The sequence below is a fragment of the Streptomyces sp. NPDC059875 genome, from assembly GCF_042731085.1.
Lineage (GTDB): Bacteria > Actinomycetota > Actinomycetes > Streptomycetales > Streptomycetaceae > Streptomyces.
On record NZ_JBHWJZ010000006.1, the window covers coordinates 128,890 to 147,451 of the forward strand.

An 18,562-nucleotide genomic window follows, 5' to 3' on the forward strand; every position below is an offset into this window, starting at 1 on the left:
CCGGAGGGTCGCCGGGCGGGCCATTGAATTGCAGCACGGATGTTTGATCCACAGCCAACTGGAGTTATCCACAGGGGAATTGACGATTCTGTGGACAACAGGCCTGCGATTTAAGGGGTATTGGGCTATTTAGCTGTCTTCCATGGCATTTGAGGCGAGCGTGTCCAATCTTCTTGTCTGTACCTCACGTTCGGTCGCGGCCGTGATGAACGCCGCCACGTTCTCCGCGCCAACCAGCCGCTGAACGGCCCGGATCGTTCCGGACGGAAGCGCCACCGGACGGGGCTCGTCGTCCCGCGCCGGCGGAGGGTCGGGTGACAGGTGGTGCTGCAGATGCCGGGTGGCGAACAGGCGCATCGCACGCGCGAGTTCGGCATCGACGGTCTGCTGGGCGAGCGGCCGCAGCCTGCGCACCATCGTCGCCGCCGCGGCCGCGTCGGCGTCCGTCGGCGGCCGGTGCTCCAGATACCGTGCGAAGACGTGCTCGGTGGTGAACTCCAGGAAGCGCGAGGCGATGTGCTCGACCTGGACGCGAAGTTCCCGCAGATGACCAGAGATTGCGGAGAGCGGCACGCCAGCCTCGTACAACTCCGCCGCCACCGCCAGCTCTTGGGGGCTCGGCACCAGGAACTCGTCGTCCCGGTCCGTCACCCGCTCCAGGACCCCGAGCTCGATCGCCTCCCGGATCGCGTCCTCGTCGGGCTTGCCGCCGAACGTGGCGTCCAGCTCCTCGCGGGAGATCCGGTCGGCCTTCTCGTCCGTCCAGGGACCGTCGACCTCGGCGACCAGACCCAACACGCCGCCCAGCCCGCGCCCCGCGTCCCAGGCCTCCAGGAGCTCCTTGATGGAGGCCAGGGTGTACCCGCGGTCCAGCAGATCGGCGATCTGCCGCAGCCGGGCCAGATGCGTGTCCCCGTACACGTTGGACCTGCCCCGGCGCTCCGGCCGGGGCAACAGGCCGCGGTCCTGGTAGGCACGGATCGTCCGGACCGTGGCACCGCTGTGGTGGGCCAGGTCCTCGATCCGGTACTCCGTCGACTGCTCCGACAAACCCGCTCCCACCCGCTCGCTCCGGCTACCCGATCGCGGCGCGACCCACCGCGCCTGCGGCGGCCCTCGCCGCGGGAGAGGACGCGAGGTACTCCACGGCCTTGCGCAGGGACCCCTCCTGCGAGGGATGGTACGACCGCCGGAAGTAGCGGGGTACGGCCGCGCCCAGCTCGCGCCAGCTCGGCAGCAGCCCCTTGGCGACCGCCTGGTTGTGCGCGCGCAGCGAATACCGCAGCCGGCCCGCCAGGCGGGGATCGTGCCGGATCAGGTACGAGGCGCCCCACGCCCACAGCCACAGGAGTACGGGTGCGGTGACGGCCATGCCCTCGATACGGCGGGCATAGCGCGCCGCCCCCGTGCCCCCGCAGTGCTGGTACATGTCGAAGGCGACCGCCCGGTGCTCGACCTCCTCCGCGCCGTGCCAGCGCAGCAGATCCAGCATGACCGGGTCGCACTCCGCCCGGTCGAGCGCCTCGGCGTGCAGCACCCAGTTCCCCAGCACCGCGGTGAACTGCTCGATCGCCGCGATGAGGGAGAGCCGGAAGCGCAGCCACTCCTGGGTCGGTATCGGCACGCCCCACGGCGGGGTCTCGCCGAGGAGCTTCTCGAAGAGGAAGTCCACGTGCCGGGTGTACGCCGAGGTGTCCAACCGTTGGGCGGCCAGGTGGTCCAGCACAGAGGCGTGCTGGACGCTGTGGGTGGCCTCCTGGCCCATGAAGCCCTTGACGTCCTTGAGCAGCGCCGGGTCGCGGACCAGCGGCAGGGCCTCCTTGAAGACCTTGACGAACCACCGCTCCCCGGCGGGCAGGAGCAGATGGAGGACGTTGATCACATGGGTGGCGGTCGGCTCGTCCGGTATCCAGTGCAGCGGGGTGGACTCCCAGTCGAAGGAGACCCGCCGCGGCGCGATCACATGGTGCTCCGTGTGCTCCTCGTTGCTCATGCCGGTGGCTCCAGTCGGGCTATCGCCCGCAGGGCCCTGGGGGCGAATCGGGACATGAAGTGGGCGCCGCGCGCCTCCGGAGTGACGGGGACGACGGCCTGGTTGCGTACGACGGCCCGCAGAATCGCGTCCGCGACCTTCTCCGGCGGGTAGTTGCGCAGGCCGTAGAGGCGGGAGGCCTCCTTCTGTCGGCGCTTCTGTTCCTCGTCGGCGGCCCCGGCGAACCGGGCCGTGGCGGTGATGTTGGTGTTCACGATTCCGGGGCAGATCGCCGAGACCCCGATGCCCTGGCCCGCCATTTCGGCGCGCAGGCACTCGCTCAGCATGAGCACGGCCGCCTTGGACGTGCTGTACGCGGGCAGGGCGCGGGAGGGCTGGAAGGCCGCGGCGGAGGCGGTGTTGACGATGTGGCCGCCCTGGCCGCGTTCGGCCATCTGTCCTCCGAAGATCCGGCAGCCGTGGATGACGCCCCAGAGATTGACGTCCAGGACCTTCTTCCACTCCTCGGTGGTCGTCTCGAAGAACGAGCCGGACAGACCGATCCCGGCGTTGTTGACCAGGACGTCGACGATTCCGTACTCGCTCGCCACCTTCGAGGCGAGCTTCTCCATGGCCTGCTCGTCGCTGACGTCGACGGTCTCGCCCCAGGCCTCGGGCGCGCCGATCAGCCGCGACATCTCCGCCGTCCGTGCCGCGCCCTCGCCGTCCCGGTCGACGGCGACGATCCGCGCGCCCGCCTCGGCGAAGGCGAAGGCGGTGGCTCGGCCGATACCGCTCGCGGCGCCGGTCACCAGGACCAGCTGGCCGCCGAACCGCTCGGCGTACTCCGGCTTCGCCTGGCTCTTCGTCGCCGGCGCGGGCGCCTTCATCGACGGGTCCTCGTTGCGGTCCACGAACTCGGTGATCCAGGCGGCGAGTTGGTCGGGCCTGGTGCGCGGCACCCAGTGCTTGGCCGGCAGGGAGCGCCGGGTCAGTTCCGGTACCCAGGTGGCGAGGTCGTCGTAGAGCCGCTCCGAGAGGAAGGCGTCACCGGTCGGCGTGATCAGCTGGACCGGGGCGTGTGCGTACGCGTCGGCGCGCGGACGGCCCAGTCGCGCGCGGACGTTGTCCCGGTAGAGCCAGGCGCCGTGCGCCGCGTCGTTGGGCAGGGAGGGCGTCGGGTAGTCGCCGGCCGGGACCTTCTCGATGCGCTGGAGCAGCTTCGGCCACTGCTTGCCGAGCGGGCCGCGCCACGCGAGCTCGGGCAGGACGGGGGTGTGCAGCATGTACACGTACCAGGACTTGGCCCCCTGGCCGAGGAGCTGGCCGACCCGGCGCGGGGTGGGCCGGGTCATCCGCTGCTTGATCCAGTGCCCGAAGTGGTCCAGGGACGGGCCCGACATCGAGGTGAAGGAGGCGATCCGGCCCTCGGTGCGCGGGACGGTCACGAACTCCCAGGACTGCACCGAACCCCAGTCGTGCCCCACCAGGTGGACGGGCCGGTCCGGGCTCACCGCGTCGGCGACCGCCAGGAAGTCGTCCGTCAGCTTCTCCAGGGTGAATCCGCCACGCAGCGGGGCCGGCGCGGTGGACCGGCCGTGGCCGCGGACGTCGTACAGCACCACGTGGAACCGCTCGGCGAGCCGGTGCGCGACCTCGGACCAGACCTCCTTGGAGTCCGGATAGCCGTGCACGAGCAGTACGGTCGGCCGGCTCTCGTCGCCCAGCTCGGCCACGCACAGTTCGATCCCGCCCGTACGGACCCAGCGCTCCCGCGCCCCCGTCAGCCCCGCCATCACGCCGCTCCTTCGTTCCAGCGCCGCACGTGCGGCAGATCGTCGTCCAGCCAGAACGCGCTCTGTTCGGGGTCCTTGGAGTCGGTGACGACCAGGATCTCCTCGAACTTCGCGCCCGTACCCCGGAATCCGAGGTGCGGCTCGACCGCCCACAGCCCCGGCCGGGGCGGGTGGTCGGAGAACTTGTACGGAGACCAGAGCGGCGACCAGCCGTCGCGGTGGCCGTGGATCGCGTCGCTCGCCAGCCCCTTCAGCGACTGGGTGCCGAAGCCGAAGAGCGTGGGCGACCAGCGGCGCTCCTTCACCCGGTCGATCTTGTGCGCGATCACGCCGAAGGGATACGCGCGGTGCCGGTTGGCGTACCCCTGGCGGACCATGAGCCGGTCCACGTTCTCGTAGATCTCCCGCAGCGAGCGGCGCTCGCGCACCTCGCTCAGGATCAGCTCGCGGTGCGCCTTCAGATCGGCGAGGAGCTTGTCGTGGACCGGGTTGAGACCCAGGCAGCCGGAGTAGCCGATGTCCGAGGTGTAGCCCTTGTGCACCGGGGCCATGTCGAGGATGAACGGCATCCCCGCCTCGAGGCGCCGGTTCGTGGGGAAGAACTGCAGGGGGATCTTGAAGTCGACGAAGGCCGTACGGTCGCCGAACCAGGCGAAGGGCCGGTGGAACCAGTCCCGCACACCCCGCTCGTACAGCCAGTCGCGCTGCATCTTCGCGGCCTCGCGCTCGGTCACGCCCGGCTTGAGCTGCGCCGCGACGGCTTCCGCGCACTCGAAGGAGAGGCGCTGCACTTCCCTGAACCCCCGCAGTTCCGCGGTCAGTTCGCTCGTCACTGCTGAGGTCATGCCACCCGTCCGTCCCGTGAGCGTATGCGTGCGCTACGCGGTCGTAACTTGACACTGATGAATGTGACAATGCCCGGCGGCTGCGTCAAGGGGTGTGCAGGACGCCTGTGGAAAACTCGGTGCCGGTGGCCGGCGAACGACTTTGGTCTCGGCTCCCCTACGGGTTCGTACACCTGGAGTCGGATACGGAACGAGCCGTTGGGCTGACGACTCCTGTGGTCTGCGCCACTACCTTCGAAGCGTGACTGTGATCGCCACCGAAAGCCTCAGCAAGCGGTTCCCCCGGGTGACCGCTCTCGACCGGCTCTCCCTGGACATCGGGCCCGGTGTGACCGGACTGGTGGGTGCCAACGGAGCCGGCAAGTCCACGATGATCAAAATTCTGCTGGGCCTGTCCCCCGCCACGGAAGGCCGAGCCGAAGTGCTCGGCCTGGACGTCGCCACCTCCGGCGCCCAGATCCGTGAGCGCGTGGGGTACATGCCCGAGCACGACTGCCTCCCGCCGGACGTCTCGGCGACCGAGCTCGTCGTCCACATGGCGCGGATGTCGGGCCTGCCCGCCACCGCCGCCCGTGAGCGGACGGCCGACACCCTGCGCCATGTCGGTCTGTACGAGGAGCGGTACCGCCCCATCGGCGGCTACTCGACCGGCATGAAGCAGCGGGTGAAGCTGGCCCAGGCGCTGGTCCACGACCCGCAGCTGGTCCTCCTCGACGAGCCCACCAACGGCCTCGACCCGGTGGGCCGGGACGAGATGCTCGGACTGATCCGACGGATCTGGACCGACTTCGGCATCTCCGTCCTCGTCACCTCCCACCTCCTCGGCGAGCTCGAGCGCACCTGCGACCACGTCGTCGTCATCGACGGCGGACAGCTGCTGCGCTCCAGCTCCACCAGCGACTTCACGCAGATCACCACGACCCTCGCGGTCGAGGTCACCGACTCCGACACCCACCCCGACGGCGCTCACGCCGTGCGTACCGCGCTCGCCGCGGCGGGCGTCACGCTCCACGAGGGTGTCGAGGACGGGCTGCCGGGCGCGGGCCACATCCTCCTCGTGGAGGCCGCGGGCGAGGAGACGTACGACCTCGTCCGCGACACGGTCGCCGACCTCGGCCTCGGACTCGTACGGATGGAGCAGCGGCGGCACCACATCGCCGAGGTCTTCCGCCCCGACGCCCAGCAGCAGGAGGAGGTGCCGGCGCGATGAGCTCCCAGGCCCCCGAGACCACTCGGATCCACAACATCGGCTACCGCAACTACGACGGGCCGCGCCTCGGCCGCGCGTACGCGCGCCGCGCGCTGTTCTCGCAGTCGCTGCGCGGCGCGTACGGACTGGGCCGCAGCGCCAAGTCCAAGGTGCTGCCGATGATCCTCTTCGCGGTGATGTGCGTTCCCGCGCTGATCATCGTGGCGGTGGCGGTCGTCACCAAGGCGTCGAAGCTGCCGGTCGACTACACGGCCTACGCGATCTACCTCCAGCTGGTGATCTGCATCTACCTGGCCGCCCAGGCCCCCCAGTCCGTCTCCCGAGACCTGAGGTTCCGGACGGTGCCGCTGTACTTCTCGCGCCCGATCGAGCGGATCGACTACGTCCTGGCGAAGTTCGGGGCGATGGCCTCGGCGCTGTTCATCCTCACCGCCGCGCCGCTGTTGATCCTCTTCGTCGGCTCGCTGCTCGCGAAGCTGGACTTCGCCGACCAGGCCGAGGGCTTCGGCCAGGGTCTGGTCTCCGTGGCGCTGCTCTCTCTGCTGTTCGGCGGCATCGGCCTGGTCATGGCCGCGCTCACGCCGCGCCGCGGCTTCGGCGTCGCCGCCGTCATCGCCACGCTGGTGATCTCCTACGGCGCGGTCTCCACGCTCCAGGGCATCGCCTACGGCACGGACAACCTCGACGCCATCCAGTGGATGGGCCTGTTCTCGCCGATCACGCTGATCGACGGGGTGCAGACCGCCTTCCTCGGCGCCACCACCTCCTTCCCCGGAGGGGACGGAGTGGGACCGGGCGCCGGAGTCGGCGTGGTGTACCTGCTGGTCGTCCTCGCGCTCATCGCCGGCTCGTACGGAGTCCTGATGCGCCGCTACCGAAAGGTCGGGCTGTGACAACCCTGAACATCGACCACGCCTCTCGGTGGTTCGGCAACGTCGTCGCCGTCAACGACGTCACCATGACGATTGGCCCTGGTGTCACCGGCCTCCTCGGCCCCAACGGCGCCGGGAAGTCCACCCTCATCAACATGATGGGCGGCTTCCTCGCCCCCTCCACCGGCACGGTCACCCTCGACGGCGAGGCGATCTGGCGCAACGAGTCCGTCTACCGGAAGATCGGCGTCGTCCCCGAGCGGGAAGCGATGTACGACTTCCTCACCGGACGCGAATTCGTCGTCGCCAACGCCGAGTTGCACGGACTGGGTGCCAAGGAGGCCCAGCAGGCGCTCGCCACGGTCGAGATGGAGTACGCGCAGGACCGCAAGATCGCCACGTACAGCAAGGGCATGCGGCAGCGCGTGAAGATGGCGTCGGCCCTCGTCCACGATCCGTCCGTGCTCCTGCTCGACGAGCCGTTCAACGGCATGGACCCCCGCCAGCGCATGCAGTTGATGGACCTGTTGCGGCGGATGGGCTCCGCGGGCCGCACGGTGCTGTTCTCCTCGCACATCCTGGAGGAGGTCGAGCAGCTCGCCTCGCACATCGAGGTCATCGTGGCCGGGCGTCACGCGGCCTCCGGCGACTTCCGCAAGATCCGCCGGCTGATGACGGACCGGCCGCACCGCTATCTCGTTCGCTCCAGCGACGACCGGGCGCTCGCGGCCGCGCTCATCGCGGACCCGTCCACGGCCGGCATCGAGGTCGACCTCGCCGAAGGCGCCCTGCGCATCCAGGCGGTGGACTTCGGGCGGTTCACGGAACTGCTGCCCCGGGTCGCCCGGGAGCAGGGGATCCGGCTGCTGACGGTCTCGCCGTCGGACGAGTCCCTCGAATCCGTCTTCTCGTACCTCGTAGCGGCGTGAAAGGAGCCTGACCGATGTACAACCCCACAGTCGCCCGGCTCACCTACCGGGCCCTGCTCGGCCGCCGGCGGGCGCTGATCCTCTTCGCGCTCCCCGCGCTCCTGCTGGTGATCGCCGCAGCCGTACGGGCGTTCAACGGCGCCGACGACCAGATCGCGGCCGACGTCCTCGGCGGCTTCGCGCTCGCCACCATGGTGCCGCTGATCGGCGTCATCGCCGGAACGGGCGCGATCGGCCCGGAGATCGACGACGGTTCGATCGTCTACCTGCTGAGCAAGCCGGTGAAGCGGCCCACGATCATCTTCACCAAGCTGATCGTGGCCATCGCCGTGACCATGGTGTTCTCGGCGGTGCCCACCTTCATCGCGGGCATGATCCTCAACGGCAACGGGCAGCAGGTGGCGGTGGCGTACACCGTCGCGGCGCTGGTCGCCTCCATCGCGTACAGCGCGCTGTTCCTGCTGCTCGGCACGGTCAGCCGCCACGCGGTGGTCATCGGGCTGGTCTACGCGCTGGTCTGGGAGGCCCTGTTCGGCTCCCTGATCTCCGGGGCGAAGACCCTCAGCGTGCAGCAGTGGGCGCTCGCGGTCGCCCAGAAGGTCAGCGGCGAGGGGCTGGTCACCTCGGACGTGAGCCTGGGGACGGCGGTGGCGCTGCTGGTCGGCGTGACGGTCGCCGCGACCTGGTACGCGGGCCAGAAGCTGCGGACGCTGAAGCTGGCCGGCGAGGAGTAGAAGCCCGGGGGCGGACGCCGAGGCCAGGGACCCAGCAGGCTCAGACCTTCCGGTCCCTGGCCGCCGGCCTCGGCGTCGACGACAGGCGGCGGCTCGGACCCGATGGTCACAGCGCCCCGCCCGCCGGTTTCTCGTCCGCATGGGCCTCACCCGTCAGCGTCGCGACCGTCTCCAGGGGCACCCGCAGGAGCTCCCGTGCCCCCGCCTCCGCCGCCTCCGCGTCGCCCGCCTCGATCGCCGCGAGCAGCGCCTCGTGCGCGTCGATGTCGACGGGCGGCATCTCCCGGTCACCCAGGGCCTCCACCAGCGCCTCGTGCACCTGGGTGGAGAAGAAGCGGTACATCTCGGTGAAGGCAGCGTTGTGCGTGGCTCCGACGACGGCCAGGTGGAAGGCCATGTCCGCGTCCGCGTCCCGGCCGCCCTCCTCGCGCAGCGTCGTCAGCGCCGCCCGCAGCCGCAGCAGGTCGTGCGTGTCCCGCCGTACCGCCGCGAGGCGCGCCGCCTCCGCCTCCAGCGCCATCCGCAGCTCCAGGACGTCCCCCGCACCCGCATGGCGCATTCCACGCAGGACGGCGGCCGGATCGGCGGTCGACCTGACAAAGGTGCCGTTGCCCTGCCGGGACTCCAGGAGACCCGCGTGGACCAGCACCCGTACCGCCTCGCGGACCGTGTTGCGCCCCACGCCCAGCTGCTCGGCGAGCTCGTGCTCGGTCGGAATGCGGTCCCCGACCTCCCACTCGCCCTCCGCCAGCTGGTCGCGCAGCTGCTCCACCACGGAGTCCACCAGCGAGGTCCGCCCCGCCGCCTTCAGCGCCATCACCACTCCACGAAAGATATTCGCCCGGTTGCCCAGTCATCCTACAACTGACCGTGCGAGAGGCACCGGACTACTGTGGGCCCGTACGCGGACACGAACACCCTCACCACCTTCGGGAGTCAGTCATGTCAGACCGCTTCGACGTCGTCGTACTCGGAGCTGGCCCCGGCGGCTACGTCGCCGCCATCCGCGCCGCCCAGCTGGGCAAGCGGGTCGCGGTCGTCGAAGAGAAGTACTGGGGCGGTGTCTGCCTGAACGTCGGCTGCATCCCCACCAAGGCGCTCCTGCGCAACGCGGAGCTCGCCCACATCTTCAACCACGAGGCGAAGACCTTCGGCATCAAGGTCGACGGCACGGTCTCCTTCGACTACGGCGAGGCGTTCCGCCGCAGCCGCACCGTCGCGGACGGCCGCGTCAAGGGCGTCCACTTCCTGATGAAGAAGAACAACATCACGGAGTTCGACGGCCGCGGCACCTTCGTCGACGCGCACACCATGCAGGTCGCCAAGTCCGACGGCACCACGCAGACGATCACCTTCGACAACTGCATCATCGCCACCGGCGCCACCCCGCGCCTGCTGCCCGGCACGGCCCGCAGCGAGCGCGTGGTGACCTTCGAGGAGCAGATCGTCGCCGAGGACGTGCCGCAGTCGATCATCATCGCCGGCGCCGGCGCGATCGGCATCGAGTTCGCGTACGTGCTCCACAACTACGGCGTGAAGGTCACCATCGTCGAGTTCCTGGACCGGATCGCGCCGCTGGAGGACGCGGACGTCTCCAAGGAGCTGGCCAAGCAGTACCGCAAGCTCGGCATCGACGTCCTCACCTCGACCCGCGTCGAGACGATCGACGAGTCCGGCCCGCAGGTCCGCGTCACCGTCACCGGCAAGGACGGCGCGCAGAAGGTCCTGGAGGCCGACAAGGTCCTCCAGGCCATCGGCTTCGCCCCCAACGTCTCCGGCTACGGCCTGGAGAACACCGGCGTGGCGCTCACCGACCGCGGCGCCATCGACGTCGACGGCCGCTGCCGCACGTCCGTGCCGCACATCTACGCCATCGGCGACGTGACCGCGAAGCTGATGCTCGCGCACACCGCCGAGTCCATGGGTGTCGTCGCCGCCGAGACCATCGGGGACGCCGAGACCATGGAGCTCGACTACCCGATGATCCCGCGCGCCACCTACTGCCAGCCGCAGATCGCCAGCTTCGGCTGGACCGAGGCGCAGGCGCGGGAGAAGGGCTACGACGTCAAGGTCGCCAAGTTCCCCTTCACCGCCAACGGCAAGGCGCACGGCCTCGGCGACTCCACCGGCTTCGTGAAGATCATCGCCGACGCGCAGTACGGCGAGATCATCGGCGCCCACCTGATCGGCCCCGACGTCACCGAGCTGCTGCCCGAGCTGACGCTGGCCCAGCAGTGGGACCTCACCGTCAACGAGGTCGCGCGGAACGTCCACGCGCACCCGACCCTGGGCGAGGCCGTGAAGGAAGCCATCCACGGCCTTGCCGGACACATGATCAATTTCTAAGGGTTCTCCCACCTCAGGGTGATAGGCACTGAAGGGTGCCGACCCCCGAACCCCAGCCGCCGGGTGGCGAACCGTCCCGACCGATCAGGTCGTGGGTGCGTTCGTCACCCGGTACGCATGTCTGGCTGCTGATCATCGCGATGACCAGCATCGTCATCGCGCTGTCGTCGGACGGCCTGGAGCACTACCTCCTGCACCGCAACAGCAGCAACCTGCACCAGCTCTCCCACCACCCCCTCCAGGCCCTGCTCGGCAGCGCCTTCTGGATCGAGGACCCTTCCGACTTCCTCGCGTACGCGGTGCTGTTCGAGGCCTTCCACGCGCCCGTCGAGCGCTGGCTCGGCACGCCGAGATGGCTCCTCACCGTCGCCACGGCACACATCGCGGCGACGCTCATCAGCCAGAAGGTCGTCCTGGAGGCGATCCAGGACCACGACGTGCCGCGCAGCATGGCGCACGTCGTGGACATCGGGGTCAGTTACGGGCTCGCGGCCTCGGCCGGGATCCTCACGTACCGGATCCCGCGCCCCTGGCGGTGGCTCTATCTGGCGGGGGCGGTGGCCTTCTTCGCCGTACCGCTCTGCACGAGCCATACGTACACGGACCTCGGGCACGCGATCTCGCTCGCGATCGGCCTTGCCTGCCGGCCGCTCACCCGGGGCGTCCCGCACAGTAAATCGTTGGCCTACGAACCTCCGCCGCGCGCACACTAGTTGTGCGGGCGGGAGACACCCGCCGTGAGGCCAGGCCGGCCACGAGACCGGGGAGGAGCGCGACCATGACCGACACCAGTTCGAGCCGGAGTTCGAGTCCGTCGAGCTCCCTGCAGGGCGGCGCCCCCTAGCGCCGCCGGGGCGGCCGCTTCGAGCGCGCGGGTTCTCCGCGCGGGCCGCCCACCCGGAGGATTGGCCGAGTGGTAAGGCACGGGCTTGCTAAGCCCTGGTCGGGGTCACCCCCGCGCGCGTTCGATCCGCGCATCCTCCGCAGACACAGAAAACCCCTACTCCGCGAGCAGACGCTCCAGCACCACCGCGATGCCGTCGTCCTCGTTCGAGGCCGTCTCCTCGTCCGCGACCGCCTTCAGCGCCTCGTGCGCGTTGGCCATCGCCACACCCCGCGCCGCCCAGCCGAACATCGGGATGTCGTTCGGCATGTCGCCGAAGGCGATCGTATCCGCCGCCTTCACACCCAACCGGCGCGCCGCCAGCGACAGACCCGTGGCCTTGGTCAGACCCAGCGGAAGGATCTCCACGATCCCCGGACCGGCCATCACCACATCCACCAGACTGCCGACCGTCTGCCGGGCGGCACCCGCCAGCTCGTCGTCGGACAGCGTGGGGTGCTGGATGTACAGCTTGTTCAGCGGGGCGGACCACAGCTCCGTCGGGTCCTCGAAGAGGACCACCGGCAGCGGTCCCTCCTGGACCCGGTAATCGGGGCTGACCAGCACCTCGCCGTCGAGACCGTCGCGGCTCGCGGCCAGCGCCAGCGGCCCGACCTCGGCCTCGATCTTCGACAGCGCCAGGCCGGCCAGCTGCCGGTCCAGGGTCACCGAGGTCAGCAGCCGGTGCTCGCCCGCGTGGTAGACCTGCGCGCCCTGACCGCACACCGCGAGTCCCTCGTAACCGAGGTCGTCGAGGATGTGCCGGGTCCAGGGCACGGAGCGCCCGGTGACCACGATGTGCGCGGCCCCCGCCGCCACCACGGCGGCGAGGGCGTCACGCGTACGTTCCGAGACCGACTCGTCGGCGCGCAGCAGCGTGCCGTCGAGGTCCGTCGCGACGAGCTTGTACGGGAAGGGGCTCACTTGGAGATCGGCTCCAGGACCTCGCGGCCACCCAGGTACGGCCGCAGCACCTCCGGCACCCGCACCGAACCGTCCGGCAGCTGGTGGTTCTCCAGGATCGCCACGATCGTGCGCGGCACGGCGCACAGCGTGCCGTTCAGCGTCGCCAGCGGCTGGACGACCTTCTTGCCGTCCCGCTCGTCACGCATCCGCACGGACAGGCGGCGCGCCTGGAAACCGTCGCAGTTCGACGCCGAGGTCAGCTCGCGGTACTTGCCCTGCGTCGGGATCCACGCCTCGCAGTCGAACTTGCGCGAGGCGGAGGAGCCCAGGTCGCCGGTGGCCACATCGATCACCTGGAAGGGCAGCTCAAGGGCGGTCAGCCACTGCTTCTCCCAGTCCAGGAGCCGCTTGTGCTCGTTCTCCGCGTCCTCGGGAGCGACGTACGAGAACATCTCGACCTTGTCGAACTGGTGGACCCGGAAGATGCCCCGGGTGTCCTTGCCGTACGTACCGGCCTCGCGACGGAAGCACGGCGAGAAGCCGGCGTAGCGCAGCGGGAGCTTGTCGGCGTCGATGATCTCGTCCATGTGGTACGCGGCGAGGGGCACCTCGGACGTACCGACGAGGTAGAAGTCGTCCTTCTCCAGGTGGTACACGTTCTCCGCGGCCTGGCCGAGGAAGCCGGTGCCCTCCATGGCCCGCGGGCGCACCAGCGCCGGCGTCAGCATCGGGATGAACCCGGCCTCGGTCGCCTGCGCGATCGCCGCGTTGACGAGGGCGAGCTCCAGCAGGGCGCCGACACCCGTCAGGTAGTAGAAGCGCGAGCCGGAGACCTTGGCGCCCCGCTCGACGTCGATGGCGCCCAGCGCCTCGCCCAGCTCCAGGTGGTCCTTGGGCTCGAAGCCCTCGGCCGCGAAGTCGCGGATGGTGCCGTGCGTCTCGAGGACGACGAAGTCCTCCTCGCCGCCGACGGGCACGTCCGCGTGGACGATGTTGCCGAGCTGGAGCAGGAGCGCGCGGGCGGTCTCGTCGGCCTCGTTCTGCTCGGCCTCGGCCGCCTTGACGTCGGTCTTGAGCTGCTCGGCCCGCTGCAGGAGCTCGGCGCGCTCCTCGGGGGTGGCCTTGGGGATCAGCTTGCCGAGCGCCTTCTGCTCGGAACGGAGCTCGTCGAAGCGGACGCCGGACGACCTGCGCCGCTCATCGGCAGAGAGCAGGGCGTCGACGAGCGCGACGTCCTCTCCACGGGCGCGCTGGGAGGCGCGAACACGGTCGGGGTCCTCACGGAGCAGGCGAAGGTCAATCACCCCACCAGGCTACCGGTGCGGGGTCGTGACACCCCAACCGGATATAGCCTTGCGTGTCGCTTTGCCCGAATTGCCGGGATTGGGAAATGCCTACCCTATTCGTCAATAAACCGGCCGCGAGCCCCCGAAAAGGGGCGGATCGATGTGCGCGGCTTGACCGAACCGCCCAGTGGATCAAGGGACTTCTCCACAGGAGTGCGGGCCTCCCGAGAGTTATCCACAGGCTGTGCGGAAGTTCTGTGGATCACTGAGGAGATCGTTTCGAATCGGTTGTGCAGGCCCAAGAATTCCCCGATCAAACCTCCCCCACACACTCATTCGGGTGGGAATTCCTCGCTCTAAAGAGTTGATCAATGGAATTGAGGTGACACGGGCCGACGTGGCGCACTGTGGACGCTTGTGGAGTGACTAGGGTGATTTGTCGACCATGTCTGCTTGTGTTGTCGACTTGTCCCCAGGTCGAGAAGCGCACCTGTGGATAACTTCTGTGGGTAACCGAAAAGTATGCAGGTAGGACTAGTGGTTCACACCTGTGGACGACCGCCCCCGGCCCCGGGAGCGGTGGCGCATCATCGGATCAGGCCCGACCGTCCTGGGCCCTCGCCAGCCAATCGGAGGCCGCCATGAACTCCTCGTCCGACGTCCCGCGCCGCAGCCCCCGCACGTCCTCCCGCGAGACACCGGCCCTCGGGTACGACCCGAGGAAGCGCACCTTTGGGCAGATCCGCTTGAGGCCCATCAGCGCCTCGCCCACCCGCCGCTCGGAGATATGACCCTCCGCGTCCACGGCGAAGCAGTAGTTCCCGATGCCCGCGCCCGTCGGCCGGGACTGGATCAGCATCAGGTTGACCCCGCGCACCGCGAACTCCTGGAGCAGTTCGAGGAGGGCACCGGGGTGGTCCTCGCCCAGCCACAGCACGACCGAGGTCTTGTCCGCGCCCGTCGGGGCGGCCGGCCGGGCCGGCCGGCCCACCAGGACGAACCGGGTCTCGGCGTTCTCGGCGTCGTGGATCTCGGTGACCAGGGCCTCCAGGCCGTAGGTCGCCGCGGCGAACTCGCCGGCGAAGGCCGCGTCGAAACGGCCCTCCTGGACGAGCCGGGCGCCGTCCGCGTTCGACGCCGCCGACTCCCACAGGGCATCGGGCAGGTGGGCCCGCATCCAGTTCCGCACCTGCGGCTGGGCGACCGGGTGCCCGGTGACCGTCTTGATCTCGGACATGGTGGTGCCCGGCCGTACGAGCAGGGCGAAGGCGATCGGCAGGACCACCTCGCGGTAGATCATCAGCGGCTCGCCGGAGGCCAGCTCGTCCAGGGTGGCGGTGACGCCGCCCTCCACCGAGTTCTCGATCGGTACGAGAGCGGCGGCGGCCTCTCCGTTGCGTACGGCGTCCAGCGCGGCCGGGACGGAGACCATCGGGACGAGCTCCCGGGTCGCGGCCTCGGGCAGCGTACGCAGCGCGGCCTCCGTGAAGGTGCCTTCGGGACCGAGATACGTATACCGGGTGGCTGACATACGGTCACCCTAATAGGCGCCGGACGTGTGGACCCGCCGCTCGCCCGGGCTCACGACTCCAGCAGTCGTTGGCCCACGTACTCGCCCTCGGCCGCCCCGCCCGGTACGGCGAAGAGGCCGCTGGCCTCGTGGCGGATGAAGGTGGACAGGGCGTCGCCGCGGTCGAGCTTGCGCTGCACGGGCACGAAGCCCCTCAGGGGATCGGCCTGCCAGCAGACGAAGAGCAGGCCGGCGTCGGGTGTGCCGTCCGGTCCGATGCCGTCGTGGAAGGAGAAAGGCCTGCGGAGCATGGCCGCTCCGCCGTTCTGTTCGGGGGCGGAGATGCGGGAGTGGGCGTTGTCCGGGATGACCAGCTTGCCGTCCGGTCCGACCTTGTTCAGATCGAGTTCCGTCGTCTCGTTCCCGCCGGTGAGCGGGGCGCCGTCGGACTTCCGCCGGCCGATGACCTTCTCCTGCTTGTCGAGGGAGAGCTTCTCCCAGTCGTCGAGGAGCATGCGGATGCGGCGCACGACGGCGTACGAGCCGCCGGCCATCCATTCCTGCGAGCCCGTCGCGCCCGCGGGGACGAAGATCCGCTGGTCGAAGTCGGGGTCGGAGGGCTTCGGGTTGCCGGTTCCGTCGACCTGGCCCATCAGGTTCCGGGCGGTCATGGGCTTCGCGGTGGCGCCCGCGGAGCGGTTGAAGCCGTTCATCTGCCAGCGGACCTTGGCTGCCGCGCCCGCGTCCTTCTGGAGTGCGCGCAGGGCGTGGAAGGCGACCAGGGCGTCGTCGGCGCCGATCTGGACCCACAGGTCGCCCTCCGACCGCTTCGGGTCGAGTGCGTCGGCGGAGAACGCCGGCAGTGGATCGAGTTGGGTGGGGCGGCGTGCGGTGAGGCCCGTGCGGCCGAAGAAGGAGTGGCCGAAGCCGAAGGTGATCGTCAGGGAGGAGGGGCCGGCGTCGAGGGCGATGCCGGTGTCGTCGGTCGAGGGCTCGCCGGCCATCAGGGCCTTGGCGGTCGCGGACCAGCGGCGCAGGAGTGCGGCGGCTTCCTTGCGGCCGGCTCCGGGTGCGAGGTCGAAGGCGATCAGGTGGCCCCGTGATTGAAGCGGAGTGGTGATCCCCGCTTGATGTTTCCCGTGAAACATCGCCTCCGTCGCTCCGACCGTCGTCAGTGCCTTCGCGTCGGTGGCCGAGGGGCCGGAGTCGGCGGCCGCCGCGTACACCCCGGCGCCACCGGCGGCGCCGAGCGCGATGCCGGCGGCGCCTGCGGCGCCGACCGTGCCGAGCAGCCGCCGCCGGGAGATCTCAAGGTTGTCGTCGTTGCTCACGCGGGTCAGCCGATCTTCACGTTCTTGTCGATGGTGGTCTGGTCGATGTCGGAGGTGCGGACCGTCACCTGGATCTGCCATTCGCCGGCCATGGGGATCTGGACGCCGGTGGCGCTCCAGTGTCCGGTCTGGATCCGGTCGGGTACGACCGGCAGCGGGCCGACGTTCTTCTCCTTGAGGGTGAAGGCGACCTTGATCTCGGGGACGTCGAGCGGGCGCCCGTTGGGGCGGTCGACGTAGATGTGCAGGGCGTTGGCGCCGGTGCGGCCGGGGTCGAGGTTGAGTCGTACCGTTCCCTTGCCGTCGACGCCTCCGGTGTCGAAGGGCAGCCGGATGTCCACGGGCCGCTCGGGTACGGCGGTGGAGCCGGAGGCGGACTGTGAGCGTCCTGCCTCTTCCTCGGTGCGGCCGGGCTCGGTCGAGGTGAGGACGGTGGTCACGGCGAGCAGGACGACGGCGACGATGGCTTCGGTCAGTACGGAGCGGCGCAGGCCGGTCCGCTCGGGGTCGGCGTCCCGGTTCCGCTTCTTGCGGGCGGTGGCGACGGCGGCCCGCTGCCGGGCGAGCTGGGCGGCGCGTTCGGGGTCGACGTCTTCGACCTCCTCGACCTCCTCGACATCAGCGCTCTCCGCGGTGTCGACGGCCTCTGCGGTTTCGGCCGCCTCCGCCGTCTCGGCGTCCGCCGCAGGTGCGCCGAGTCGCTGGGTCCATCGGCGGGAGATCCAGGCGATGCCCACGAGCACAGCCACGAGCCCGATCTTGACCAGCAGCAGCTGTCCGTACGCCGTGCCGGTGAGGGCCGACCAGGAGCCGACCTGTCGCCAGGACTGGTAGAGCCCGGTCGCGGCAAGGACGATCACCGATCCGAAGGCGACCTTCGAGAAGCGTTCGACGGCGGTCCGTTCGATGCCGGGAGCCCGGTAGAGCGCGACGAGCAGCGCGGTCAGGCCGCCCAGCCAGGCCGCCACCGCCAGCAGGTGCAGGATGTCGACGGGCATCGCGATGCCGGGCTGCAGGCCGGTCGAGGCGTGTTCGGCGAGTGCCCAGGTGCCGGCGATGCCGGCGGCCACGACGGTGCCGCCGATGGCGAGTCCGAAGGTGAGGTCCTTCTTCTCCTTCTCGTCGGTCCGCTTGGTGTACGCGCCGAACAGCACGGCGACGAAGAGTGCCGCGGCGCCGAGCAGCATCAGCCGGGAGATCAGCGCGGCGCCGGTTTTCGTCTCCAGGACGGTCTTCAGTCCGCCGAGGTCGAAGGCGTCGGCGAGTTCGCCGGAGCCGGTGTACGGGTTGCGCAGCAGGAGCATGGCGAGGGTGGCCGCGGTGAGGGTCAGCCAGCCCCTGACGACGAGCCGCTGCACGGGGCGTGCGCCGGCGCCGCGTGGCCAGCAGGCGAGGACGAAGGCGGCGCCGCCGACGAGGACGACGAAGCCGGCGTAGGAGAGGTAGCGGGCGATGCCGTACAGGGTGCCGACGAGTCCGCCGCCGGCTTCCTGGTCCGGCAGGGCGACGGAGGTCTGGGAGGGGGCGCCGATGGAGAAGGTGAAGGCGCCCGCGATGGGGTGGCTGTCGGCGGAGACGGTCTGCCAGGCGACGGTGTAGGTGCCTTCCGGCAGTCCGGAGCGGAGTCCGACCCCGTATTTGACGATCGATCCGCTGCACAGGTCGCGGATCTCTCCGGTGTCGACGCGCTTGCCATCCGGGTCGAGGACCCGGATCGAGTCGGCGCTCATGGCGACTTGTTCGGAGAAGGTGAGGTTGACGTCCTTGGGGGCGATGGCGACCACCGCCCCGTCCTTCGGGTCGCTGCCGGTGAGCGCGGCGTGTGCGGACGCGGGGGCGGCGCCGGCGAGCAGGGTGCCGAGGAGCGCGGCCGCGACGAGCAGCAGTCGGGCCAGGGCGGTTCCGAGGCGCGGGGCGGTGGCTGGCATGAGTGTGTCAGTCC

General features: G+C 70.0%; 16 protein-coding genes and 1 tRNA gene. 7 read left to right on the plus strand and 10 right to left on the minus strand.

What is annotated here, in order from left to right:
• Positions 1 to 129: 129 nt before the first annotated feature.
• From ACFV9D_RS09675 to ACFV9D_RS09690, 4 genes are read right to left on the minus strand one after another with little or no spacing between them, the layout of a single operon-like run.
• A complete protein-coding gene (locus tag ACFV9D_RS09675) occupies positions 130 to 1,050 on the minus strand; it encodes a MerR family transcriptional regulator (RefSeq protein WP_385143491.1) in 921 nt (306 codons plus the stop codon).
• A 25-nt stretch (positions 1,051 to 1,075) separates the two neighbouring features.
• A complete protein-coding gene (locus tag ACFV9D_RS09680; protein ID WP_385143493.1) occupies positions 1,076 to 1,993 on the minus strand; it encodes a metal-dependent hydrolase in 918 nt (305 codons plus the stop codon).
• Positions 1,990 to 3,768 carry an SDR family oxidoreductase gene (locus tag ACFV9D_RS09685; protein ID WP_385143495.1) on the minus strand — a complete coding sequence of 593 codons (1,779 nt, stop codon included), beginning with the start codon at positions 3,766 to 3,768 and terminating at the stop codon, positions 1,990 to 1,992. The genes ACFV9D_RS09680 and ACFV9D_RS09685 overlap by 4 nt, the downstream gene beginning before the upstream one ends.
• Positions 3,768 to 4,613, minus strand: a complete 846-nt coding sequence (locus tag ACFV9D_RS09690) for a M24 family metallopeptidase (protein ID WP_385143497.1) — start codon at positions 4,611 to 4,613, stop codon at positions 3,768 to 3,770. Before ACFV9D_RS09690 ends, ACFV9D_RS09685 begins: the two co-directional genes overlap by 1 nt.
• 247 nt (positions 4,614 to 4,860) lie before the next feature.
• Between ACFV9D_RS09690 and ACFV9D_RS09695 the strand changes: the two genes are divergently transcribed.
• The 4 genes from ACFV9D_RS09695 to ACFV9D_RS09710 are packed head-to-tail and all read left to right on the plus strand — an operon-like array spanning position 4,861 to position 8,358.
• A complete protein-coding gene (locus tag ACFV9D_RS09695; RefSeq protein ID WP_385143858.1) occupies positions 4,861 to 5,823 on the plus strand; it encodes an ABC transporter ATP-binding protein in 963 nt (320 codons plus the stop codon).
• Positions 5,820 to 6,716 (plus strand): ABC transporter permease subunit, encoded by an 897-nt coding sequence (locus ACFV9D_RS09700; protein ID WP_385143499.1) that lies wholly within the window; start codon positions 5,820 to 5,822, stop codon positions 6,714 to 6,716. The genes ACFV9D_RS09695 and ACFV9D_RS09700 overlap by 4 nt, the downstream gene beginning before the upstream one ends.
• Entirely contained in the window at positions 6,713 to 7,624 is a 912-nt protein-coding gene (locus tag ACFV9D_RS09705; protein ID WP_385143501.1) for an ABC transporter ATP-binding protein, read from the plus strand. The genes ACFV9D_RS09700 and ACFV9D_RS09705 overlap by 4 nt, the downstream gene beginning before the upstream one ends.
• Before the next feature lie 14 nt (positions 7,625 to 7,638).
• Complete coding sequence (locus ACFV9D_RS09710) at positions 7,639 to 8,358, plus strand: ABC transporter permease (RefSeq protein ID WP_385143503.1); 720 nt, start codon at positions 7,639 to 7,641, stop codon at positions 8,356 to 8,358.
• 106 nt (positions 8,359 to 8,464) lie between these two features.
• Here ACFV9D_RS09710 and ACFV9D_RS09715 read toward each other — a convergent pair whose 3' ends face one another.
• A complete protein-coding gene (locus ACFV9D_RS09715) occupies positions 8,465 to 9,175 on the minus strand; it encodes a FadR/GntR family transcriptional regulator (protein ID WP_385143505.1) in 711 nt (236 codons plus the stop codon).
• Between the two features lie 125 nt (positions 9,176 to 9,300).
• Between ACFV9D_RS09715 and lpdA the strand changes: the two genes are divergently transcribed.
• The 3 genes from lpdA (at position 9,301) to ACFV9D_RS09730 (ending at position 11,688) form a co-directional block, all read left to right on the plus strand.
• Entirely contained in the window at positions 9,301 to 10,704 is a 1,404-nt protein-coding gene (lpdA, locus tag ACFV9D_RS09720) for a dihydrolipoyl dehydrogenase (protein ID WP_385143507.1), read from the plus strand.
• Between the two features lie 95 nt (positions 10,705 to 10,799).
• On the plus strand, positions 10,800 to 11,417 hold the full coding sequence (locus ACFV9D_RS09725; protein ID WP_385143509.1) for a rhomboid-like protein: 618 nt from the start codon (positions 10,800 to 10,802) through the stop codon (positions 11,415 to 11,417).
• Between the two features lie 186 nt (positions 11,418 to 11,603).
• A tRNA-Ser gene (locus ACFV9D_RS09730) sits at positions 11,604 to 11,688 on the plus strand.
• Between the two features lie 16 nt (positions 11,689 to 11,704).
• On the opposite strand, the gene ACFV9D_RS09735 is transcribed toward ACFV9D_RS09730, so the two are convergent.
• The 5 genes from ACFV9D_RS09735 to ACFV9D_RS09755 all read right to left on the minus strand — a co-directional run bounded on the left by ACFV9D_RS09735 (position 11,705) and on the right by ACFV9D_RS09755 (position 18,548).
• Entirely contained in the window at positions 11,705 to 12,511 is an 807-nt protein-coding gene (locus tag ACFV9D_RS09735) for an HAD family hydrolase (RefSeq protein ID WP_385143511.1), read from the minus strand.
• Positions 12,508 to 13,797 carry a serine--tRNA ligase gene (serS, locus tag ACFV9D_RS09740; RefSeq protein ID WP_385143513.1) on the minus strand — a complete coding sequence of 430 codons (1,290 nt, stop codon included), beginning with the start codon at positions 13,795 to 13,797 and terminating at the stop codon, positions 12,508 to 12,510. Before serS ends, ACFV9D_RS09735 begins: the two co-directional genes overlap by 4 nt.
• Before the next feature lie 577 nt (positions 13,798 to 14,374).
• Positions 14,375 to 15,310, minus strand: a complete 936-nt coding sequence (gene pheA, locus ACFV9D_RS09745) for a prephenate dehydratase (protein ID WP_385143515.1) — start codon at positions 15,308 to 15,310, stop codon at positions 14,375 to 14,377.
• Positions 15,311 to 15,360: 50 nt separating this feature from the next.
• The gene (gene efeB, locus ACFV9D_RS09750) at positions 15,361 to 16,620 is read right to left on the minus strand and encodes an iron uptake transporter deferrochelatase/peroxidase subunit (protein ID WP_385143517.1); all 1,260 of its coding nucleotides are present in this window, start codon (positions 16,618 to 16,620) and stop codon (positions 15,361 to 15,363) included.
• A gap of 5 nt (positions 16,621 to 16,625) precedes the next feature.
• Positions 16,626 to 18,548 (minus strand): copper resistance CopC/CopD family protein, encoded by a 1,923-nt coding sequence (locus tag ACFV9D_RS09755; RefSeq protein ID WP_385143519.1) that lies wholly within the window; start codon positions 18,546 to 18,548, stop codon positions 16,626 to 16,628.
• Positions 18,549 to 18,562 lie beyond the last annotated feature (14 nt).